The organism is Spirosoma sp., assembly GCF_026391055.1.
GTDB lineage: Bacteria > Bacteroidota > Bacteroidia > Cytophagales > Spirosomataceae > Spirosoma.
The window spans coordinates 265,603-288,999 of sequence record NZ_JAPLET010000024.1 but is presented as its reverse complement, the minus strand read 5'-3'; the positions used below and the strand labels follow the sequence as shown (position 1 = coordinate 288,999).

Genomic DNA, 23,397 nt, shown 5'->3' with positions numbered 1-23,397 from the left:
CCCTCACTTCAGGCTGGGGCTGGTATTTTTGTGTAGTAAACAACTAAACATAACTACGTATGGCAACCCAAATCTTTGTAAATCTACCCGTTAAAGACCTGACAAAATCCATTGAGTTCTTTACCCGCCTAGGGTATACTTTCAATCCCCAGTTTACGGACGAAAAGGCCACCTGTATGATCATTAGCGAGAGTATTTACGTCATGCTGCTGGTCGAGGAGTTCTTTAAAAGCTTCACAAAGAAAGAGATCGCCGACACTGCTAAATGTGCCGAAGCCATCATATGCCTTTCGTCGAATAGTCGGGAAGCGGTCGATGAATGGGTAAGCAATGCCGTAGCCGCCGGGGCCACCACGCCAAATGAGCCGCAGGATCACGGCTTCATGTACGGCCACGGCTTTCAGGATCTGGACGGTCACCTTTGGGAAACCATGTACATGGACCCCAGTTACATCCAGCAGGAGCAACCGGCTTCGGAGGTTAGTGCGTAGCGACTAATGATAAAGAAACTATTGGTCGTTGTTGGGCATAGTCATTGACTATGCCCAACGGTCACTTATCAGCTTGTAGCGTCCAAGCATATGTCGATTATCATATCGACATGGTGTTTATATCAAATCAATTTCGATCAATCCTTTACGTCCACCATAATTGCGAGCGCTTGAGTAGAGGTATTCCTGTGGCTCTTCCACCAGCCTGCTCGAACTGGGTTTTCATGAATATAATTTAATTTCTGGTTGATAAACTTAGTAGATGTAATTTCTATAGGGTGATTTTCGTGTGTCCAGAATTGATGGACGGAGTTACGAACATGGCGTTGAGCCGAAAATTCGAATCGCTTGAGCATCCAGTCTCTGCGACTTTCCCTATCACTGCTACTAATTTCCTTGATTATACGATTAGCGGTGAATTTCTTAAGGTCTCGTAATACGTCGGGCAAATTCTCATCACGAGCCCGAACCATTACATGTACGTGATTACTCATTATGACATAGCCGTAAACCAACAACCCTTTCTTCTGACGGCAATAGGTTAAACTTTCCAGTACAATATCCCGATAAATACGTCAGGTAAAGACGTCTATCCAGTCGACCACCTGCAGTGTAAGAAAATGCGTAGCGGCTGGGTCTCTTATTATGTAGCCTTCACTCATGGATTGGTAGACTTTTGCATGTTGGTAAAGTAAGTGAATTTGCGCCTATGGGTTACTTATGCTTGCTGGTATTATTTTTAGACCAAGCGTAGTTGGTTGAATAGGTCCGGTGGTTAGGCGTAGTCTGTGACTACGTCTTTGTGTTATCCGGTCTCCGACCGGAGCAATACGCTAGTTTCTTAATACCGGTCAGAGACCGGATAACGCCCGGACGTAGTCACAGACTACGCCCGACGTCTGGCGCAGCAGATTGACAACTTATTCTTGCCAAACACACCAACGCCATTTATCCCGTAATACTTCCGCAAGAACTATCTGCCTTTAGCCGTTTTGTGGGTTCAGTTAACTTGCTGCTTTACGTTGATATAGACCATTTATGAAGATCTTACGCTTGCTGGTTCTGGCGTCCAGCACACTCCTTTTTCAATTCACAACGGCCAAACCCACTACGCCACTGGTATACGAAGTGAACCTTAACGACCGCGCCGACGATCAATTTAAGGTGACCCTGCGGGTTAGCGGACTGACGGCCGCCAATGCCGTTTACCAGTTCGCATCCACCGCCCCCGGCACCTATCAGATCATGGATATTGGCCGGTATGTGCGGTCGTTCAAAGCATTCGATGCCAAAGGCCGCGAGCTGAAAACACAGCAGGTGTCGACCAATCAATGGCAGTTTGATAAACCCGAAAATGTGCGAACTGTCCAGTACAGCATCGCCGAAACCTGGGATACACCCGTCAACGAGCACAAGCCGTATAACATGTGCGGTACGTCCATCGAAAAAGACCACGTGCTCATCAACGGACAGGGTGTGTTTGGCTTTCCTACTGGTATGCAGGACGCACCCATCGACGTAAAACTCAATTACCCCGTCGAATGGTCGGTAGGGACGGCGCTGGAAAAAAACACAAAGGGTTACTTTACGGCCGCTAACTACGACCGAATTGTGGATTCGCCCATCTTGCTCGGTCGTCTGACCAAAGCAACGACCACGGTGGCCGGGGCACAGATCGACGTATATACCTACTCGAAAAGCGACAAGATCAAGTCCGATCAGCTGCTCACCAATATGCAGTCGATGCTCAATGCCGCTGGTCAGTTTTTGAAGCAGTTGCCCGTAAAACGGTACACCTTTCTTTATCACTTCGAAGATCAGGACTGGGGCGCGTGGGAGCACTCCTATAGTTCCGAATACGTGATCAAAGAAGAGGAATTCTCGAAAAAGCTGGCCGACAATATGACGTCTATTGCCGCACATGAATTCTTCCATGTCGTTACGCCACTCAATATTCACAGCGAAATCATCCAACAGTTCAACTTTGTGACCCCTACACCTTCCGAACACCTCTGGCTTTACGAAGGGGTAACTGAATGGGCCAGCGATGCTATGCAGCTTCGGGGACAGATTATGGATATGCCAACCTATTTCGAGGAGCTGAGCCAGAAAATAGCGTACGACAAAAGTCTGGATACGACCTATAGTCTGAGTAAGCTGGGCCTAACCTGCTACACCGACGAAGGGCAGCGGCAGTACGGCAACATTTACGCCCGGGGTGCTCTGGTAGCCGGTTTGCTGGACATTCGCCTGCTCGAACTGTCGAACGGGAAACGTGGGCTGCGTGAGGTTATCAATGAACTGGCCACAACATACGGTCCTAATCAGGCCTTTCCCGAGAAAGAGTTCTTTACCATTTTCACCCAGAAGACGTATCCCGAAATTGCCGATTTCTTCAACCGATACGTGAAAGCGACCGATCCGCTACCCTTCAGCGATTACTATGGGAAGTTAGGAATCACTTACATGCCCAGTGTAAATACGGGTCAGAAAGCACCCTACATGGGTATGGGAGCTGGTTTTGTCGATAATAAGTTCTTGTTGACAAGCCTGAGTGACTCCCTACGCAAAGCGGGTTTGCAGGAAAAAGACGAGTGGGTTGCATATAACGGGCAACCTGTAACGCTGGAAACGTTCAGTGACATTCAACATGAGTTGAAGAAGCAAAAGGTGGGCGATGTGTATGAGCTGACTGTCAGACGAAATGGGCAGGAACTGAAGGTTAAAAGCACGGTTCAGGAAAAAAAACTCGTTCAAAAATATAAATTTCAACTCAACCCGCAGGCAACACCTCAACAGGTTCAATTACGGGAAACCTGGCAGCGGAATCTGTAAAAAAACAGGCAAGGCGAACTACATCGTAGTTCGCCTTGCCTGATAACAGTATATTATTTTAGTAGTAGCTCTATACAGGAACGACTAGTATATAAACGTACCTGTCAACTTATTTTTAGCGTATTATTGTAGCAGTTTCTTTAAGTAGATTTTCTAGTTCAAACATAAAGGCGCTAGGGGTACTGACCTGGTCTGCGTTGATTTGGCTAAAAGCCGTTCGGCCGTTCGCAAGGTGTTGGCCAAAAACGAAACGATTTCCCGTTCATACGCTTCAAGCACAGCCTCAACGGTGAAACTGTCTGTATTGAACGTCAACGTAGATTTGGTCAGCGGAAGCCCGTCACGCAGTGTAGGCTTAAGAATGACAACAATAGTATCTGTATTTTTGTAAGGATAAGCATCCGCTACGAAAGGTAATTCGGACACGGCGGCCATAGTATGTAATAATGTAGGCATAAGTAAAAGTTACGGTGAGTATTACGCTGTAAAGATAAATAAGAATTCTATTGTAAATCTATAGTTTATGATAATTTATTTTTGTTAACCTAGGTAGTAACTTCATTTTTGAATCATAAAGTGAAAAAGCTGCATTAATTAAGTAGTTCCAGCAGATCTTTCTTTGATAAAGATTTGAGTATAGCAGTATCTGTTCTAACCAGTTTATCGGCCAGCTCCTGCTTGGTTTCCTGAAGCAGCAAAATCTTTTCTTCAATGGTACTGGGGCAGATTAACCGCACGGCCACTACATTATTCTTCTGCCCAATTCGGTAACTCCGGTCAATGGCCTGATTTTCGACCGCCGGGTTCCACCACGGGTCAACCAAATATACATAATCGGCCTGGGTCAGGTTAAGGCCAATTCCACCCGCTTTGAGACTAATTAGAAACACTCGAACGGTAGCGTCGGTCTGAAACCGGTCAACGATAGCCTGCCGGTCGCTGGTTTGGCCGGTGAGGTACCCAAACCCGATCTGCCGGGCTTCCAGTTCTTTCTTAATCAGGTCGAGCATGGTCACGAACTGAGAAAAGACCAGGATTTTATGGTTCGGGGACTTGTTCTCGATCTGCTCCATCAGCACGTCGATCTTGGCCGACGAGTTGCCGTAAAACTCTTCGTCGTTCAGCAGCGCCGGGGCGTTACAAATCTGGCGCAGCTTCGTTAATCCTTGTAATATATGCAGCTTGGCACGGGGAATGTCGCCTTCTTTAGTCGACAGCAGGTAATTCCGGAACTCCTGTTCGTAGGCGTCATATACCCGACGCTGTTCCAGTCCCATGTCGCAGTGAAGCACCATTTCTGTTTTTTCGGGCAGCTCTGTCGCGACCTGGGCTTTGGTTCGGCGAAGGATGAACGGGTTAATTTTTTTCTGTAGCTCGCGGGCACGCTGGTAGTCACCAAACTTGTCGATAGGCGTGGAATAATGCGCCCTGAAATGGTTGTAACTGCCCAGCAGGCCGGGGCAGGCGAATGATAATTGCCCATACAGGTCGAAAGTGTGGTTCTCGATGGGGGTGCCCGTCAACACAATCTTGTTGCGGGACTGTAGCAAACGGGCGGCCTGGTACCGCTGCGATTCGGGGTTTTTAATGGCCTGCGACTCATCCAGAAATACGTAATTGAATGGGTATTCTTTCAAAGAGCGAATGTCGGACAGGAGCGTACCATACGAGGTCAGGATGATTTCATATTGATCGAACACCTGTTTTGTCAGGCTGCGGTTAACGCCGTAGAAAGTGTATATCCGGAGGCTGGGAGCGAATTTCGCCACTTCGGCCTGCCAGTTGAAGAGCAGCGATTTGGGAACAACGACCAGATTGGTATTCGACCGGTTTTTTGTGCGCTGCAAGAGAATAAACGCGATAATCTGAAGGGTTTTCCCAAGACCCATATCGTCAGCCAGGCAACCGCCAAAACCAAGTTCGTCGAGGAAATTAAGCCAGTTCAGCCCTTCTTTCTGATAATCCCGAAGGATGGCCTGTAGTTCGTTCGGAACGGCAACGGGGCGGATGGACGTAAAATCACGAAACCCCTTCGCGAAGAGCGCCAGCTGATCTTTTACGTCATTCAGTAGTTCTTCTTCGGCGTAAAGTTCGCGAATGCTCTGAAAGTTGACTTTTGGCGTTCTTATACGGTCTTCGACAACGTCGCCCGCCTGGAAATAGGCCGAAAAACGGTCGAGCCATTCGGTGGGGAGTACGCCCTGTGTTCCATCGTCCAGCGTAACGAACCGGCTGCGATTTTTGATGGCTTTGTGCAGGTGTTTGAGTGATACCGTTTGCTTGCCGTACGACAGTCCCAATTCCGTTTCGAACCAATTGAGGCCGCTGCTCACCGTCACCGAAACTTTAGCCTTATTAGGGTTCAGCTTATTATCCTTCAGCGTATTGAAACCCAGTACTTTAATTCCCTGGCTAGCCCATGCCTCGAAGGCGTCCAGAAACCAGCCCTCATCCAGCACATGCTTTTTGTGAAGATAGAAATAACTCTGGTTGAGCTGATCGTAAAAATCGGGATGCTGCGCCAATACAGTCATGGTGAACGCTATCTCGGCGGCTTCGTCCCGAGCTACCGAAAACGGCTTCCCCTTTCGGTCGACGCCGTGAATCTGCCGTTTGGAGAGCACCGGTACTTCGACGTTGCCATAGTTCATAACCGGTGTCAGGAACACATAATTCTCCGTACCCGATAGGTAAATAAGCCGCTCCCGGTCCTGCGTGAACCCCTGCTGAGCCAGTTGACGGGGCGTAGCGGGTTTCAGGTATGCGTATTGAATCGAAACCTGATCTTCCAGTTCCGACAAAACCGTTTGCTGAAAGAAGTCGTACTTCGACTGGTGGATGGCTAGTTTCGTTTTCTTTTTACCGAAAAACTGGATAACGCGCAGGTAAGCCGGGTTGTCGATTAGATACAGCGTGTCATCGAGCAGAATGAAGTAATCGTACCGGAGTGTCAGGGTGTGTAAACCATGCGTTGCCCCGTTGATCTTGACGGTGCCGCCAACCTCATAAAAGCTGTCACTATACTGAACGGTTAATTGCAGGTCGGTTTGCAGGCTGGCCAGTTTGATGGGGACTAGCGAGTGAGCCGTTATGTTCTCCGAAATACGGCTTGAGTGGTAGTAAACCGCCATCTTCGATGAATTGCCCGTCACCAGTCGCAGTCCTTCCAGATCAATTTCTTCCTTTTTGGTTCGGTGATGATTCTGGAATCTGGCTACAGCCGAGTAGAATCTGACTTCGTTCAGGTCGTTGACTTTCGTAAGCAGGTCGAGTGGCTGGAGGGTCGTTAAGGGGTTCTTGGGCTTGCCGTCTCTGGTCGTCGCCACGTCGAAAAGCTCCAGACAGAAGTTGTCGTAATGCCGGTGCTTCGTAAATACCAGTATGCGTTTGTGGAGGGGCGACGGCTCCTCCACAAACGCATACTGCCGTGAGGTTTTCGGGAGCAAACTGGCGGTTAAGCGCTCGCGATCGGCCGTGGTAAACGGGATGAGTTCTTCCCGTTTTGGTCGAATACTGATGGATTTATTATCGTACTCAAGCCGGAAAAAGGCGTCCAGTTGGGCTTCGTTTTCCAGTCCATAGTCGCGGGCTACCTGCCGGATAGCCTCGTGCCGGATGGCCGGGTCGAAAAAAATACGCAGCTCCCGCCGACCGATCAGGCTGGACAGTACTTGTGTTTGATGCGGACAGAGCTTGTTTTTTTGGGCGTCGCAGGTGCAGGATACGAGTAGCGAATCGGTTGTTTGCTGGATGGTAACGATGGGGAAATATGCCACCCGCGATGCCGTTGTAAACGTTCCCTGGTCAACGCCGATAGTAGTCGGAATAATATCGGCGTACGGATCTACCGGCGACAGAAAACCCCCGCTATGCACGGCCAGCAGGCTATCCGTCAGCGTGGGAACCGTAACAGCATCCAGCCGGTAGTCGTATTCAAAATTAGTGCTGTCGCTTTTTTCAGAATGTTGGGGCATTGTGGTAGGCCGTCGTCGATTCGCCGTATTGGCTATAAGACACCCGTTTGAGGAATTTATAACAAAGCCTCGGTCATTGGCCCCTCCAGGTCTGCGGATTTGGCCTGATGGCGAATGACCCGCTCGCCGATCAGCAGAATGACCAGCCCCAAGATAATACAAGTAGTCATGACCCCCACCATCGGAATGGCGGTATTGTTGTGTAACAGGCTGACAGAGGCCGAAACGAGCGAGCCGAAGCCCATCCGGAAGCTCCCCATCAGGGCAGCCGCACTACCCGCATGTCGGGAAAACGGTGCCAGCGACAGCGCCGATGCATTAGGGTTGGTAATGCCCTGCCCGCCCAGAAACAGGAACAGCATACCGATCAGGCCATATTGCCCATACCAGCCCGCCCAGGTACCCAACACGAGAAGCAGGCCAACCACCGTTTGGTAGATCAGCGTGGCAAAAATGATCTGTTCATTACTAAACCGCCGAAGCAGAAACCGATTCAACTGCGTCGGGCCGATCAGAGCGATGGCCAGAAAAGCGAAGATCCAGCCATATTCCTGAGCACTGACGTGGTAGATATTCATGAACACGTCGGAGGAACCCGCCAGATAGGCGAATGGGGCCGACGTAGCAATGCCGCCAACGAGCGCATAGGTCAGAAACTGGGGTTGTTTCAGTACCGTATAGAAACTGCCCATGACGGCCTTCGGGCGGAGGGACAGAGATGTATCGGGGGCTTTACCGTTTGGCAGAACGAAATACACACCAACCAGCATCAGGAGGGTGATGATGGCCAGAATGACGAAGATCGAGTGCCAGCCAAACGCAACGGTGGCATACCCGCCCACGGTTGGCGCGATCATGGGCGACACGGCTACTACCAGCGTAAGTAACGAAAAGACCTGGGCAATTTCGCTCACCGGAAACAGATCGCGTACCAGCGCCTGAGCCGCTACCAGCCCCACGCAGCCGCCCAATGCCTGCAACAGACGCATAACAATCAGCACCTCAATCGACGAACTGAACGCACAGCCAATCGAGGCAACAAAATACACGATCAGCCCCGCATATAGCGGACGCTTCCTGCCAAACCGGTCGAGCAGGGGCCCGTATAAAAGCTGCCCGACCGAAATGCCCACCAAATAAGCCGTCAGGGAAAGCTGAACCTGCGAAATGGACGTGTGGAGGTCTTTGGCAATAGCCGGAAAGCCCGGCAAATACATGTCGATAGAAAACGGACTGATTGTCGAGAGAGCCCCTAAAATCAGGATAATAACAAAATGCTGTCGGCGAGTCATAAACTCAACTGGGAGGTGCTTATTTACATACGCGTTCCAGCAAACGATTGTTCCCACCAGGCAGGGAGTTGTTAGGGGAAGGGGTATCGACGTTGGCGTTTGTTAACGGGTTATGATAAACTGTTTTTGTTGCGGCCGGGCGGGCCGCCCGGTGTTACTTTGCTTTCCAGTCATTGTTTCGCTCGTCGGCGTCCATGAAGATGCCGCCTTCCAGCCGAATGGACGCAACTTTCTTTTTGATGGGAATCTTAACCACGGCAAGGCGCTGGTTGGCCTGCCAGATGGCCGGTGTCTGATGATAGGTTCCAGAAGTACCATCGGTAAATTTCACGATAATATCCGTTGGAGCTACGTAGCCGCCGATGTTCTGAATCGTGACAGTGCACAGCGTTGGGGTTGTGGCAACGTTCTGAATGGCGAGGTCGATGTAGTTATTGCTGAAGAACCAGTTGCTCCAGAACCAGTTCAGGTCTTTGCCCGACGCGTTATTGAAACTGTAGAACATGTCCCAGGGCGTGGGGTGTTTACCATGCCAGCGGGCCATAAATTCGAGCAAACTTTTTTTGAAATTGGCATCGCCCAATAGTTCTTTCAACGCCAGATAACCCAGCGCGGCTTTCCCGTATTCGTTATTGCCCATAGCCGCTCCGCTCAGGACGTTAGCGGGCGTGATGATCGGTAAATCCTGCTCCGCAGATGGGTCTTTTATCCAGCTTCGTACCCGAAATAGCTGGAAGTTCTTTGTCGCCTGATCGTTGCCAAGATCGGCCTGACTAATCAGGTACTCGAAGGCCGTAACCCAGCCTTCGTCCATAAATCCGTAGCGCGTTTCGTTGATGCCCATGTAAAACGGAAACCAGGTATGGGCAATCTCATGCTCGGCCACAAACCGCGAAAAATTCAGATCGTTGGTGCTACCATCATTCACCATCATGGGGTATTCCATATCGGCAAACCCCTGAACGATGGTCGTTTTAGGGTAGGGGTAAGGCACACCGGGCGTGTTGTTGGAAAACCAGTCGAGCGCGTGCCGACCAAAGCCCACCATTTCATGGAAATCTTTGGCCGTATCCAGGAAAGCTGCCTGTACGCTGGAGCGTCGGTTCGTTTTCTTATCGACCACCACGCTGGATGCATCCCAGACGTACTGGTTGCTGATGCAGAGGGCGATGTCGGGTACATAATTCGCTTTCCATTTCCACGAATTGACCGGTTGCTGCATCGTTACGTTTTTGGTGGACAGATCAGCGAGGGTGGCTACGTGGATGATGGAGTCCGCTCGCAGGGATTCGCTCAGGCGTTTGGCGTAGGTGGGTTGCAGTACTTCGGCAGCATTCTGCAAATCGCCGGTGGCCCAGACGAGGTAATCTTTCGGTACGTTGACCGTGAGGGTATAGTCATTGAAATCGTTGTAAAACTCTTGGGCTTCGGTAAACGTAGTGCGATCCCAGCCGTAGTAATCGTCCATCACGGCCACCCGTGGGTAGAAGTAAGCCAGGAAAAAGGTCGTTGAATCCAGTACACCTTCGCGCCCGCTTTCTTTGGAAACATCGTAATGCCACTCGAAGGCCAGCTTTATGGAGTCGCGGGGCATGAGGGGCTGCGTCAGCGCAACCTGCCGCTGGGTGGCGTTACCGGCATCGCGCCAGAGTTTATCGTTTCTGCCTTCGGTGTACTTATCGATAGAAATGCCGGAGGTCAGGTAATCGTCGGAGGCTGGCGACTGCCGCACGGCGCCGGGTTTGTGGCTGTTCAGGATCAGTTTGAAAACGAGCGACCTGAGCGTATCGGGGCTGTTGTTGATGTACGTGATCTCTTCCTTTCCGCGAATGGTCCGGTTGGGGGGCGTGGCTGTGATGGTAATGTTGTAGCGGGCGAAATTCTGCCAGTAGTTTTTTCCGGGTCGGCCATCCAGGGAACGGGTTCCTTTCTGGTAAGCCTGCTTCACGTTGCGTGGCATGTATAAACCCTGAGCCGTTACGGTGCCGCCCACAAGGGCGAAGCAAAAAGCAATGATGAGTGATTTCATTGGAAATACGTTGGTAAGTGCTGTAGTGCCGACCGGGACGGTTCGACGCATCGACGGTCGGCACTACAGGGTTGCAAGCTACTAAAAAAGCAACACGACCAATTTGTTATTGGTAGGAATGGTTAAGCCATTTACCGCCGTTTCTCCGCTTTCACTTTCGAAGCTGCTGATCCTTTATCAAGCCCTGCTTCGGCCAGAAGAACCAGCAGGATTCGCTGCATACCCAGGTAACCTTTGTCGTTCAGCCACCACTCATTCAGCGAGTGCTCGCCCCCGCCACTACCGCCACTCCCGATGGTAACCGCCGGAATTCCCAGCGCAATGGGCGTGTTGGCGTTTGTTGAAGCCACATCCAGTTGGGGAACCGCGTTCATGTAGCTGGTAGCGGCCATGGCCCGCTGAACAATAGCGGCCGACGCGTCGGTTTTACCCGATGGCCGATCGCCAATTTTTTTCACCTCTACCGTCAGGGCCGGACCCTGCCGTTTAATGCCGTTCTCCTCGTTCAGCGCCCGCTGAACGGCCCCCTGCAACAACTGGTCGACTTCATTGAGCTTCTCCGGACTTTCGGAGCGCATGTCGATCTCCATCCACGACTCGTACGGAATGGCGTTGACAGACGTGCCTCCGTTAATTACGCTGACACTATAGGTTGTCTTCACACCCTGCCGCGTCACTTTATCGGCTTCTGTGGTGAAGTAATAAATGGCTTTCCCGAGGGCACTGTGCGGGTTGACAATGCCGAACGACCCGTACGAGTGCCCGCCCGGCCCCTTGAAGGTAATCCGATAGCGGTGCGAGCCCAGTCCCCGGTGAACGATGCTGCTGATGCCGTCGCCATCCACGGCAATGTAGGAGTCGACTTTAGGGCCGCCTTTTCGGAGGAGGTGCTTCACTCCACGCAGGTCGCCCAGGCCTTCTTCACCCACAGCCCCCACAAATAGTACATCGGCGTCGGTCTCAATGGAGGCCGCTTCCATACCTTTCAGGACGGCCAGAATGGCGGTCAGGCCGCGGGTGTCGTCGCCTACTCCTGGCGCGTAGAGAGTGTCGCCTTTATGCTTGACGTTTACATCGGTTCCTTCCGGAAAAACGGTGTCTAGGTGCGATTCCACGACCACCGTTTTGTTACCTTTTCGGCCTTTGCGCTTGGCAATCACGTTGCTCACCTCGTCAATCCAGACGGAGTCGGCTCCGGCTTCTTTCAGCATGGCCGCGTATTTTTTAGCGCGTACCGTTTCCTTGAAAGGCGGAGAAGGTGTTTCGGTCAGGTTGATCAGATCCTTCATAGTCTGGGGTTCAAGATCAACAAAGAACTGAAAGGCTTTTTTTACCGAAGGCTGAGCGCCCAGCGCATTCACTTCGTCAACGTACCGCTTCTCAACGCCAGAAGAAGGTTGTGTTTTTGAGGACGTCTGTTGCGCCCGGAGTGGTTGCGAAACAGAAATAAGAGAAATGAATGCCAGCGCAACAGGGCTAAGTACTCGATTCATAAGAAGTGTAAAAGCACAAAAACGTGCTGAAAGAAATATGAAATTAAACTATTTGAGGTTCTGAATTTTTCTTCGGCATAAAAGCGTATTATTATGCCTTAAACTCACTGTAATAGCGTCAAAGTTATTGTTTATTCTGCTAAATGAAGAAATTCATAACTTCCTTCTCTTTTGTTTATTTGCTTTTGAGCACGCTCGTAAATGGCCAGTCGTTCAGTGCTAAAACCATTCCAGAAGCTACTGTCACCAGCTTACATGCTGCCATGCAGGCGGGTAAACTGACCGCCGTACAACTGGTACAACTGTATCTGGACCGGATCGAGGCCTACGACAAACAGGGGCCTTACCTGAACGCCATCATCATGGTCAATCCTAAAGCCCTGGCCGAAGCCCGGCGACTGGATTCACTCTACAAAGCAACCGGCAAGATGGTTGGCCCGCTGCACGGTATTCCCGTAATCGTAAAAGATAATTACGATACCTACGACATGCCCACTACCAACGGAACATTGGCCATGAAGAAGTCCATTCCACCCGACGATGCCTTTGTGGTTCGGAAAATCCGGGAAGCTGGAGCCATTATCATTGCCAAGTCGAATCTGGCGGAGTTTGCCTACTCAGGGCAGTTTTCGGTAAGCTCTATTTTGCCCGGTTACTCCCGAAACCCCTACGACACCAAACGGACAACGGCCGGTTCAAGTGGGGGGACGGCGGCTGCCGTCACAGCTAATTTCGGCGCTATCGGCTTGGGAACAGATACGGGAAGCTCCATTCGCGGACCCGCTTCGCACCAGAGTCTGGTTGGTTTCCGGCCAACGCTGGGCCTGGTTAGCCGGGATGGCATTGCGCCCCTGGCCATGACCAACGATACTGGCGGACCCATCTGCCGGACGGTAGAAGATGCCGTTCGGGTGCTCGATGTAATTGCTGGCTACGACAAAGCGGATACGGTCACAAAGCGTAGCGAGGGCAAAATTCCGCCAACGTATCGGCAGTTTCTGGACAAAGATGGGCTAAAAGGAGCGCGGATCGGGGTGTTTCGCCAGATGGTTATGCCTAAGAATTCAGACCCGCAGGTGTACGCGGTGTTTAATAAAGCCCTTGACGAACTTCGGGCTGCGGGGGCCATTGTCATCGACTCCGTTCGGGTGCCCCAACTCGATACGATCAACAAATCCTTTGATACCATTCCGCAATTACGGCGTGACTTCAATTTGTATCTGGCCAGTCTTGGACCCAACGCACCGCATAAAACACTGGAATCTATTGTTAAATCACGCCAGTTTCACCCCTATCTGGAAAAAGGACTGCTGGATGCCATCGCCGATACGCTGGCACCGGAAGCGCACAAAGGCTGGGGTAAAAACCTGGCTATGCGGGAGCGGCTTCGTCAGTTGCTGCTGCGGGCTATGGATTCGACGCAGGTCGATGCGTTGGTATACCCATCATTCAGCTACCCGCCCCGACTCATCGGCGATCTGAATACACCTTCGGGGACAAACAACAATGCCTTGTCGCCCCCAACGGGATTCCCGGCTTTTTCGGTACCGATGGGATTTACGTATGATGTGCTGCCCGCCGGGTTGCAATTTTTCGGCAGACCATTTAGCGAACCAACCCTGATCAAACTGGCCTATGCCTATGAGCAGGCTACCCACCACCGCCGACCGCCGGAGAGTACGCCCGCGCTTCCGAAGAAAAAACGCAAAGCGGTAGTGCAGTAGTTATAGCGTTATGTATGTTGTTGGGTTGTGTATGTGGTGTCGGGGCCTTAAACCCCGACACCACATACACAACCCAATACATTGACCGTCGATGCTACATAGTTAAACGCCCAGTGGTCCGCCCAACGTGATGTCTGAGTCGGATCCATGGGGAACAGGCCGACTGGCGTGGTGGCTGCCAGGGTGTTTTTCTTCCTCCTCTTTGGCGCGTTTGTTGACGAACGATTGCGCCAGAATAGTCAGTTTGTAGTCTTCTTCTTTCTCCTCTTCCAGCGTCTTTTCAATTAATTCGGCCGACTGGTTAAAGTCAAGCGTGCGAGCTAATGTAAGGAGTGATCCATAGGCTGCAATTTCGTAATGCTCAATCTTTTGGGCTGCAATAATTAAGCCTGCGTCGCGCGTCAGTGAATCCGCTTCTGTTTCCGAAACAACCCGTTTTGCATCACCAATCAGCCCGTCGATGCCATCAGAGAGGTGTGTGTCTACTTTGATACCGATAATTCTGAAAATTTCTTCCAGGCGTTCCACCTGAATATGACTCTGCTCCTGATGCGCCAGAAAAGCACTGCGTACTTCATTAGTTGTGCTTGCTTCGGCTTGATCACCCAGGGCGTCGACGGCTCGCTTCTCTGCATAGTAAACGCTTTTCAGCTCACTAATGAAGAGGTCGCGTAATCCTTCGTCGGTGTTGGAATCGTTACCACTAAAAAAACTTGCTATACGATCTGCCAGGTTTGCCATGCTAATTAACTAATTAAATTTAATCTACTTGTTTTGAAGAGTAATATCCAAATCTATGCCAATGATTGATTATCAAAGTCTTATCAATCATGCTGGTAAAAAATGATTCTATTTTTCCACAGCATTTGTAGTAAAAATTCACCTTACTTCGAGGAAAGTAATCGCACTGATAGCGGCTATTCAATTATAAGTCGGTGCAAATCAACGGCTAAATATAGATTCCTTTTCATTAGTTAGTAACCGGTGGCCTGACCATCTTTTCGCATCTCCGTTGCTCCCCGGTAAATTCGGTTGACAAGATCCCATTGAATGGCCTGATAACCCCCAAAAAAATCGGTTGGGGCGAGGTGATGGCCGCGCTTTTCGAGTTCGGCCCGAACTTCGGCTGAAATGCCGCTTTCGAGGGCCAGCTTGCCGCCATCAGTCATGACCGTGCCAATGGGTTCACTGCTGCCTGCATGGCTGAACCGGGCCGCATCACCTGCTTCCTGAACGTTCATGCCAAAGTCGATGATGTTGCACAGTACCTGCACATGACCCTGCGGCTGCATAGCGCCCCCCATAACCCCAAAGCTTAAAAACGGCTTCCCATCCTTCATGACAAAGCCTGGAATGATCGTATTGAACGGCCGTTTTCCGGGGGCATACACGTTGGCATGACCCGGGTTCAGGTTGAAACTGGTGCCCCGGTTGTGAAAGACAAACCCAAGGCCGTCGGGCACCATACCGCTGCCAAACTCCAGCATATTACTCTGGATGAGTGATACCATATTGCCCTGCTCATCGGCTACGGTCAGGTAAACGGTGTCGCCCGAACGGAGAGTTGGTTCACCCGCGTCCAGTCGCTCCGAGGCTTTTTTCGGGTCAATGAGTTGGCGTCGGTTGGCCGCATAGTCTTTGGCGAGCAACCGGTTTACGGGGATGGCAGAGAACTCGGGGTCAGCATAGTATCTGGCCCGGTCTTCAAAGGCTAGCTTCTTGGCTTCGACCAATAGATGCAGATAGTCGGCGCTATTGTGCCCAAGGCTTTTGAGATCATAACCTTCCAGCAGATTAAGCATCTGCAAAACGGCAATGCCCTGTCCATTGGGTGGTAATTCGAAGACGTCGTAGCCTCTATAATTTACCGAAACCGGGTCGACCCAGGTGCTTTTATGAGCGGCCAGATCGGCTTTACGCAGGTATAAATCGGCCCGGCGGGCATAGCGGTCCATGGCGTCGGCCAGGCTGCCTTTGTAGAAGGCATCCCGCCCTCCGGCAGCTATTTTTTCGTAAGTAGCTGCCAGATCCGGGTTGCGGAATACCTGCCCTTCGACGGGCGCTTTGCCGTTGATCAGAAACGTATGGCGGAAATTGTCGAATTCCTGAATAATGCGCTCGCTGGCGGCTAATCGGGCTGCCGCCACCTGCCAGGAGTAGGCGATTACCTGCGGCACAGGAACACCTTCCCGCGCATAGCGAATGCTGGGTGCCAGCAGCGTACGAACGGGCAGCTTGCCAAACCGCTGATGCAGGGTGAACCAGCCGTCTACCGCTCCTGGAACTGATACGGACAACGGGCCATACAATGGAATGTGAGCCTGATCCCCCAGCTTAGTTCGTAAGTTGCTATACGTCAAACTTATGGGCGATCGGCCACTGGCGTTCAGACCGTATAGTTTATGGTCTTTCGCCGACCACACAAGCGCGAACAGGTCGCCACCGATACCGCCGTTATTTGGCTCGATTACCCCAAGGGCGGCATTAGCTGCAATGGCTGCATCAACTGCCGTGCCGCCCTGTTTAAGAATGTCCAGCGCAATTTGTGTAGCTAGTGGGTGGCTGGTAGCGACCATCCCGTGTCGTCCCAGAATCGGGCTGCGGGTAGCGAAGTTAGGCCCCGTAATCCGGTCGCCTTTTCCGGTAAGTTGCCCGTAAAGAGGTAAAGTAAGGAGCCAAAACAATCCTAGACAGTAGGCAACCCGGGTATTCATGCCGAAAGAGAATGATTAAGAAAAGAGGTGACGAACAAACGCTGATTATTTTTATCTGTCAGCGTGCGTATTGCCAATACACAACGTACACAGTAAAATGGACAACAGGTCCTATCTACTTGCCTTGTGTGTAATCTCAATATAATTTAATTCTATATAGGCAATGAGCTTCAAAACTCACGCATTTTCAGAACCTCCCGTTTATCGTCAGAAATTTAGAAAGTGTCCTGAACGCCTATTGGTGGCAATCAATAGACATTCAGGACACTTTAGTATAAAAGGGATACAGATTTACGGTCTTTTCAGGGCCACACCCAGGCAAAGGGGAGGTGTATAATTTCGGTCTGGTGATCTAGTTGATTCTTGAATAGACGGTTAACAGAATGTCAGTCTTTCTGCCGCAGATACACATTATTGCTGATGGATTCCAGCCGGACACTGGGGCCTCCGCCGTTCACCGTTCCCTCCAGTAGATAGCCTACAATCGGATTTTTCTGTTTTTTATTCCTGAAGTCGATGTTGAGGTCCGAATAAACTTCACCCGTAATGGTTTGCATGGCTATGTTTGCTCCTTTAGCTTTGGGCCAGTTCATATCGACAAAACCGCTGATTGTCTTCGCGAATACGGGCCCTGTCGCTCCCTGAATGTCAATATTGCCACTAATGGTTTCGATTTTGAGTTGCGCCTGCCGGGGTAGAAACACCTGATAGTTAATTTCGCTGCACACCGAGTACCGGTTTCCATTGCGGTCTGAGTTCCAGGAATGTCGCTGGCCAGGGCAGTCTTCTTCTTTTCCCTGTTTGATCATCTCTTGATCAAAATCGGTTTTCAGACTGGCTTCCTGTGCCGTAGCGCCTGTAGTTACGACCAGAGCATCGTTTAATCTGCCTCCGTTAATGGTAACCGAAATCCGGACGGCTGCATTCGGCTTATCCCAATACCGAACCTGAATACTATCCGCAAATTTCAGGTTGAGGTTCACCAGTTGATTCCCGGAGACTGGTAACGTTTTCTCGATGATTTTCTGCGCAACAGCTGGCCGGATAATGGCGCATAGTAGTATGAGGAATAGTAGTTTTTTCATGAGTCGATAGGAGAGTAGGTATCACTTTTGTTTTCGGATATAGATATTACTCGTGATCGTCTTGAGTTGCATCTCAACACCCCCGCCGTTTGTCGTGCCGTCGATATCATGACCACCGCCAACTTTCAACATGCCATCTTTCGATGTTTTCACGCCCAGGTCAAAATCAGTATACATCTCACCGTTTATCGACCGAAGTTTCAGATTTGCTTTGGCATTGGCAGGGAGGGTAATATCGACCGGGCCATTGATTGTAGAAATCGCCGTTGGCTTCTCCTGGCTTAGTGTCGAATAAACCACTTTAACTTCGCCGTTGATCGTATTGGCTACAACTGGCCCCGTCACATTAGTAAGGTCGATAGACGCATTATTGGTTTTTATCTCCAGGTCGCCGTCCATATTGCTAATGCTGATGAGGGAGCCCTGCCAGTTCGTTTCCTGGTATAGTAGGGCCACTTTACGGGGTAGCTTCATGGTATACTTTATCGGCTTCCGGGTTGCCTTTTCAATTTTTAACCCGCCATTTTCCGTTGTGACAGCCAAACCTATCCCCGAATTATCTACTGCTGTGTTATAGATCGGTTTTAGTCCTTTGGCTCGCTCGGGTGGAGCTTCATAACCGGATGATGCCTGAATAAGTATGTCGTCGCTATTATGCCCTTCAATCTTGAGTGACGTGGCATCCATCTCTATGGTTATTTTTCGGTCTTTAGCGTTTGTCAGTTTCGTCTTGTATTCCTGGGCCTGAAGGGTAGTAAAACTCCAAAATAGGTATGCACTAAGCAAAAGAATGGTTTTCATGGTTTGATTATTTATATGTAGAATGTTCTAGTCAGTAAGATGCTGATTAAAACAGGTGGCCGGTTAACTCATGAAAGTGAATGTGACGTATTATCCAACTGGGTAATGCCTTCGGCTGCTTTGATACGTACGGCTTCAAGTACCTGCTGATTCTGGGCGAGACGTTGTATTTCAGTAACGGCCCGCTTTTCTTTAATGGCAACGAGTGCGTCAATGAGTGTTATCTGAACATTCGGGTCCGTTTGAATTTGAAGAGACTGGATTAGTGCATTACGTACCACAGGTTCGTTTTCAAAGCGGACCAGCGCCTGACAGGCAGCCAACCGGACGTTTACGTTCGGATCAAAATTCAGGGTATTGATCAGAAGCTGGGTTATATCCCGATCCGCCTGGGTAAGCTCAAAACTCTGGTTGATCGCCTGAATACGCTCACTGGCCGATGTTTTTGGATTCGACTCGAACGCCAGCACTTTTTTGATCGCTACTTCAGGGGCGGCACTGGTTGTCGAATTAGCCAACTGGGTGGTGGCATCGGCAGATCGCCAATGGGTATAAAGCAGTCCTCCGGCAAAGCCAATAAGTAGCAACGCAATACTGGCCGCTATCCGTACACTCCAGTTTTTCAAAATGCCGAACGGATTGCTTGTCAACGGATCCAGTTTGCTGGCTAATGCGGTGCTGAACTTTAGCGAGGGATGTTCGTCACGCGCATCTGCAAAATAGCGAAACTGGGCTGCATGGTGTTGCAGGTGCACCGGAATAGATTCCTGCCGGAAGAACTGTCGTAGCTGTCTTTCTTCATCCAGCGATGTTTCTCCCTCATAATAGCGTTCCAGCAACTTGTCAATATCCTGCTTCATAGTCGTTGGTTTTTATATACCTATCTCGTAGCCGCTGGCGGGCTCTCGATAAGATCACCCGAATGTTGTTAATACTGAGACCTGTTACCTGTTCGATTTCATCGAACGAATACTCTTCCACGTCACGCAGGTGTAAAATGAATCGTTGTTGTTCCGGCAAATCATCCATCAGTCGATGCATGAGCCTAACGCTGTCGGATAGCTCTAGCTGCTGGTAGGGAGAGGCACCCTCCGCCTGAACGCCCGGCAGGTCGGTGTCGTCCGTTGTTTTCTGTCGAACATGGGCTTTAAGTTTGTCCAGGCATATATTTCGGGTCATCTGGACTGCCAGCGCTTCTACACTATGATACGAATCCAGCTGTTGCCGGTTCGTCCATAGCCTCAGTAGTACATCCTGCAACGTGTCTTCCGCTTCTTCGCGATTGCGTAGAAACAACTGCGCCAGCCGAAAAAGGCGTCCCTGAACAGGCAGTATCCGTTGTTTGAAGACGTGTAGATCCATTTCACTGACAAAGACGACTATGTCGGCGAAACATTACAGGGGAAGGAGAGATTTTTTTAAGAAATAGCAAACATGCAGGGTGGGCTTTGTTACCAATGACATACGGCAGGCCATCGATTCCCCCAAAATAAATAGTGCCCTCACCTGTTCCTACAAGTCTTAAATACCTGCCAGAATCAAGTAAGGGCTAAAGTTGAAGAATCAGCACGTTGGGCAGGCATTCAGCCAGCTACAAACCTTCGGGATTACGGTTATGCCTTTCTGATCAGCTCCAGTAGTTTTCGGTCGAGTTTATAGCCATACCAGTCTTCGTAAGCCACATCGGCCCGGCCCGAATTCAGGATGCCGAAATCGCCGATAAACTCCCAAAGGGCAAAGCCGATGCCGTTTTTTGACAGGATGTCGAGTACATCGCCAAACCAGGCCAGGAACACATCGTGCGGGGTTTTGTTCCAGCAGCCGCACTCGCCACAATGCACACCAACGCCTTTGTTTACCAACTCGATCCAGGGCTGGTAGAAGGTCTCCAGCATGGCCCTGCTCAGGTATTTGTCGCCTACCTGCCCAGGCCACTTGGGTTCGGGCAGGTGTTCCGGGTCTTTATTGGCCCAGGGGGCTTTGTAGTGCGAGATAATGCCCGGATTATACCCCCGGCAGCTCTGGGCAATGTTCAGATCGGCGATGGATGGAATCACCGACGAGCCGGTATCGTTGCCATCGGCAATAATGAGGTGGCTTTTGTTCTCTTTCCAGATAGCGTCCGAAGCGGCCAGCGCCACTTTTCGATATACCTCGCCCGGAACCGTGCCCCGCTTGGAGTGCTGGTCGTTCATGTCGGCCCGCATGCCGGGTTCGTTCAGCAGGTCGAAACTGATCTTTTGGGCAGATACATTCTTGTACCGTTTCGCCCACATGTTCCAGTGAAAGCAGAATGCATCCAGTGCTACCTGATCGGTCCAGAGGTTATACGGTTCGTGGAAGCCCGCATTGACGCAGTAGCCCGGTGCGCGGTGCAGGTTCAGGCTTACATGCAGATTATGCTTGTGAGCCATAGTGACCAGCTCGTCAATCCGGTCGACGGCCTGCGGGTCAATCTGGTAGACTTCGTCGGGGGTAATGTTGCGACTCCGGTCGAAATTGAGGTAATACGGATACGCCATCGGCAGCCGAACAAAATCGAAACCCCAGTCCTGCATCCATTTGAGGTGATCCTCCTGCGTGCCTTTCCGGCTTTTGGACGGATCGGGCGAAAAGAAGTCCAGCAGGTTGAACCCCTTCCATTTGGGTAGTTTGTTTTTGGCTGCGGTGGCCGGAGCCGAACGGGCTAAAAGCTCGGTTCCGGTGGTGCTGAGGGCTGCCGTAAGCAAACCCGTGTTCTGGATAAACGTCCTTCGTTGCATGGAAAAAAGAGTCTGTAAATCCGGTAATCTACTTATCGATAGTTTGGCAAATACAGTAAAAATAGTGCGTATAACGCCTTATTGAACGAAGACTTGCTGTTGACTGACAGGCATAAAATGAAAAACCGTTAACCATGAAAAAACTCGTTTTCTCGTTGTATCTGGCAACGACAATTGCCCTGGGTATAACCGATAGCGTTGCCCAGAAAGGCAAACCGCTGTACACCTTTCCGGTGGGTGTTCAGGCTTATACCTACCGCGCCAGTTTTCCTAAAGATGTTATTGCTACGCTGGATACGATCAAAGCGCTGGGTATCACCGAAATGGAAGGCGGAGCACCCAAAGGATTTACCGAAGCAGAATTTAAGAAGCTGTGTGACGAACGAGGTATCAAAATTCCGGCAACGGGCATGGGGTATGAGCAGATCGTAAAAGAGCCTATGGAAGCGGTACAAAAAGCCAAAGCTCTGGGAGCTTCTTTCGTGATGGTCGCCTGGATTCCGCATCAAAAAGGAAATTTCTCGCTGGAGAACGCAAAGAAAGCCGTTGAGGATTTTAACCGGGTGGGCAAGACGCTGAAAGAAAACGGCATCACGTTCTGCTACCACAACCACGGCTACGAATTTCAACCGTATCAGGATGGAACCCTGTACGACTACATCGTAAAGAACACGAACCCGGAATACGTTTCCTTCGAAATGGATATTTTGTGGACCCAGCACGGGGGCGGTGATCCGGTTGCGTTGTTGAAGAAATACGGTAGCCGGTATAAACTCATGCACCTGAAAGACCTTAAGAAAGGGATAAAAGGTGATTTGACGGGTGGCACCCCGCCCGAAAACGACGTGACCCTCGGTGATGGACAGGTGAACATTCCCGAGATCTTACGTCTGGCCAAAAAGGCGGGTGTGAAGCATTATTTCATCGAGGATGAAAGCAACAAGGAATACGAACAAATGCCCAAAAGCATCGCGTACCTGAAAGGTTTGAAGCAGTAAATAAACAATCTATCACGTGTAAAAGGGCAGCTGGTCAGGATGATCAGCTGCCCTTTTGGTTAGAATTGTATCCCCATTCGCAGATCGAACCCCTCGGCCACGTTCAGCCTGGCCCGAAGGCCAACACCCACCAGATAGCGATTATGCATCGTATAAAGTAGCTGGTATCGTTGAAAAAGGCGACCGTCGGGCAGAGCCGCCGGTTGAACGAGGTTCCAGCCCAGATGCGTCGTGAACGTGTACCGGCCAAGCCATAACTCATAGCCCCCCAGCAAACCCAGTTGACGATGGTTGGTCAGCTGATTTTCCCGAAGGAGCTGTTCCCGAATATAGCCGTCGTCCACAAACTCCAACCCACCCGTGAAGGCATGAAACCGGCTCACGCGGTACCCGGTGGTAATTGACAGGCCCCAGAGCCACCCGGCCGTTTCCGGCAGATTATCCGTTTGGGGCAGCGTCCGCACGGAGCCAAACGCCATCACCCGTTTCGTAAAGCGGTTGTTTACCGTTGGTTTCGGCCAGTAAGCCGGATTGGGCAAAGGTGTTGGATTAGTTACGTATACTAGTCCAAGCCCCAGCGTGGGAAAGTTCATACCCCGGTTGGGTTGACGGATACCGCCATTGGAAATGTGGTTGTAACTGGCCGTTACCGATGCATGAATATGCCTCGTTAGTCGGTGATGCGCGCTGGCAGAAAGGGACAGCATCCCACTCAATGGCGAGCCAAAAAAGGTATTTCCGGGGTTCGACTCGGCATCATATACCCGTGTAATGTAGGCCAGACCTGCTGTTGCCCGAAGTGAAAAATACAGTGATTCCCGGTGCCGGATCAGCGGCTCGAAATACCCGCCAAGGCCCACTGTCCGGCCCAATTCGGCGGGATTGTTAAAGGCGACGTAATTTATGTACCCACCTGTACGTGCAAAGCAGTTGCAGCGTTCGTAAGCTGCCCGGTTGAAGGCCGTTCGGCTATAGGTTAGTTCGGTACCAACGGGTCTGCTTTGCGAAATAGCTTTCAGGTCCGGCGCGTGCGGAATGATGAAGCCGGTATACGCCTGTACTCCAATCTGCTGTTGCACAGAGTCACTCATCGCTGGCTGCATCAACGCCCAAACTCCGCTTAGGTAAACTAAAAGGTTCATGCCTGTAGTTATTCAGCCCGATCTATATGGCTATAATTCAGTTAGATGACCAATTAT

Annotated in this window: 18 protein-coding genes; 4 read left to right on the top strand and 14 right to left on the bottom strand. The window is 50.7% G+C overall.

The window, feature by feature from the left end; translation table 11 throughout:
* Nucleotides 1-59: 59 nt before the first annotated feature.
* Complete coding sequence (locus NT073_RS21600; RefSeq protein ID WP_297377583.1) at nt 60-491, top strand: VOC family protein; 432 nt, start codon at nt 60-62, stop codon at nt 489-491.
* Nucleotides 492-628: 137 nt separating this feature from the next.
* Here the strand turns inward: NT073_RS21600 and NT073_RS21595 are convergent, their stop codons facing one another.
* Nucleotides 629-985 carry a hypothetical protein gene (locus NT073_RS21595; RefSeq protein ID WP_297377581.1) on the bottom strand — a complete coding sequence of 119 codons (357 nt, stop codon included), beginning with the start codon at nt 983-985 and terminating at the stop codon, nt 629-631.
* A gap of 544 nt (nt 986-1,529) precedes the next feature.
* Here NT073_RS21595 and NT073_RS21590 point away from each other — a divergent pair.
* Complete coding sequence (locus NT073_RS21590) at nt 1,530-3,326, top strand: peptidase (protein ID WP_297377579.1); 1,797 nt, start codon at nt 1,530-1,532, stop codon at nt 3,324-3,326.
* 153 nt (nt 3,327-3,479) lie between these two features.
* Here NT073_RS21590 and NT073_RS21585 read toward each other — a convergent pair whose 3' ends face one another.
* From NT073_RS21585 to NT073_RS21565, 5 genes are all read right to left on the bottom strand, one after another.
* Nucleotides 3,480-3,782: a hypothetical protein gene (locus NT073_RS21585; protein WP_297377577.1), complete on the bottom strand. Its 303-nt coding sequence runs from the start codon at nt 3,780-3,782 to the stop codon at nt 3,480-3,482.
* Nucleotides 3,783-3,916: 134 nt separating this feature from the next.
* Nucleotides 3,917-7,300, bottom strand: coding sequence for a DEAD/DEAH box helicase (locus NT073_RS21580; RefSeq protein WP_297377576.1), 3,384 nt, complete (start codon nt 7,298-7,300; stop codon nt 3,917-3,919).
* A gap of 56 nt (nt 7,301-7,356) precedes the next feature.
* On the bottom strand, nt 7,357-8,592 hold the full coding sequence (locus NT073_RS21575) for a multidrug effflux MFS transporter (RefSeq protein WP_297377574.1): 1,236 nt from the start codon (nt 8,590-8,592) through the stop codon (nt 7,357-7,359).
* A gap of 154 nt (nt 8,593-8,746) precedes the next feature.
* A complete protein-coding gene (locus NT073_RS21570; protein WP_297377573.1) occupies nt 8,747-10,621 on the bottom strand; it encodes a M1 family metallopeptidase in 1,875 nt (624 codons plus the stop codon).
* 131 nt (nt 10,622-10,752) lie between these two features.
* On the bottom strand, nt 10,753-12,114 hold the full coding sequence (locus NT073_RS21565; RefSeq protein WP_297377571.1) for a M20/M25/M40 family metallo-hydrolase: 1,362 nt from the start codon (nt 12,112-12,114) through the stop codon (nt 10,753-10,755).
* A 185-nt stretch (nt 12,115-12,299) separates the two neighbouring features.
* Here NT073_RS21565 and NT073_RS21560 point away from each other — a divergent pair, with 185 nt between their 5' ends.
* Nucleotides 12,300-13,838, top strand: a complete 1,539-nt coding sequence (locus NT073_RS21560) for an amidase family protein (RefSeq protein WP_297377569.1) — start codon at nt 12,300-12,302, stop codon at nt 13,836-13,838.
* A gap of 102 nt (nt 13,839-13,940) precedes the next feature.
* Here NT073_RS21560 and NT073_RS21555 read toward each other — a convergent pair whose 3' ends face one another.
* The 7 genes from NT073_RS21555 to NT073_RS21525 all read right to left on the bottom strand — a co-directional run bounded on the left by NT073_RS21555 (nt 13,941) and on the right by NT073_RS21525 (nt 21,200).
* The gene (locus tag NT073_RS21555; protein WP_297377568.1) at nt 13,941-14,579 is read right to left on the bottom strand and encodes a DUF892 family protein; all 639 of its coding nucleotides are present in this window, start codon (nt 14,577-14,579) and stop codon (nt 13,941-13,943) included.
* 233 nt (nt 14,580-14,812) lie between these two features.
* Complete coding sequence (gene ggt / locus NT073_RS21550; RefSeq protein WP_297377565.1) at nt 14,813-16,552, bottom strand: gamma-glutamyltransferase; 1,740 nt, start codon at nt 16,550-16,552, stop codon at nt 14,813-14,815.
* Nucleotides 16,553-16,938: 386 nt separating this feature from the next.
* A complete protein-coding gene (locus NT073_RS21545) occupies nt 16,939-17,637 on the bottom strand; it encodes a hypothetical protein (RefSeq protein WP_297377563.1) in 699 nt (232 codons plus the stop codon).
* A gap of 21 nt (nt 17,638-17,658) precedes the next feature.
* Nucleotides 17,659-18,438, bottom strand: coding sequence for a hypothetical protein (locus NT073_RS21540; protein WP_297377561.1), 780 nt, complete (start codon nt 18,436-18,438; stop codon nt 17,659-17,661).
* Nucleotides 18,439-18,506: 68 nt separating this feature from the next.
* Nucleotides 18,507-19,298 carry a HEAT repeat domain-containing protein gene (locus NT073_RS21535; protein ID WP_297377559.1) on the bottom strand — a complete coding sequence of 264 codons (792 nt, stop codon included), beginning with the start codon at nt 19,296-19,298 and terminating at the stop codon, nt 18,507-18,509.
* Nucleotides 19,282-19,800 carry a sigma-70 family RNA polymerase sigma factor gene (locus NT073_RS21530; protein WP_297377557.1) on the bottom strand — a complete coding sequence of 173 codons (519 nt, stop codon included), beginning with the start codon at nt 19,798-19,800 and terminating at the stop codon, nt 19,282-19,284. The genes NT073_RS21535 and NT073_RS21530 overlap by 17 nt, the downstream gene beginning before the upstream one ends.
* Nucleotides 19,801-20,051: 251 nt before the next feature.
* Complete coding sequence (locus tag NT073_RS21525) at nt 20,052-21,200, bottom strand: cellulase family glycosylhydrolase (protein WP_297377555.1); 1,149 nt, start codon at nt 21,198-21,200, stop codon at nt 20,052-20,054.
* 134 nt (nt 21,201-21,334) lie between these two features.
* Between NT073_RS21525 and NT073_RS21520 the strand changes: the two genes are divergently transcribed.
* The gene (locus NT073_RS21520) at nt 21,335-22,198 is read left to right on the top strand and encodes a TIM barrel protein (RefSeq protein ID WP_297377553.1); all 864 of its coding nucleotides are present in this window, start codon (nt 21,335-21,337) and stop codon (nt 22,196-22,198) included.
* A 59-nt stretch (nt 22,199-22,257) separates the two neighbouring features.
* Here NT073_RS21520 and NT073_RS21515 read toward each other — a convergent pair whose 3' ends face one another.
* Entirely contained in the window at nt 22,258-23,340 is a 1,083-nt protein-coding gene (locus tag NT073_RS21515) for an acyloxyacyl hydrolase (protein ID WP_297377551.1), read from the bottom strand.
* Between the last annotated feature and the right edge of the window lie 57 nt (nt 23,341-23,397).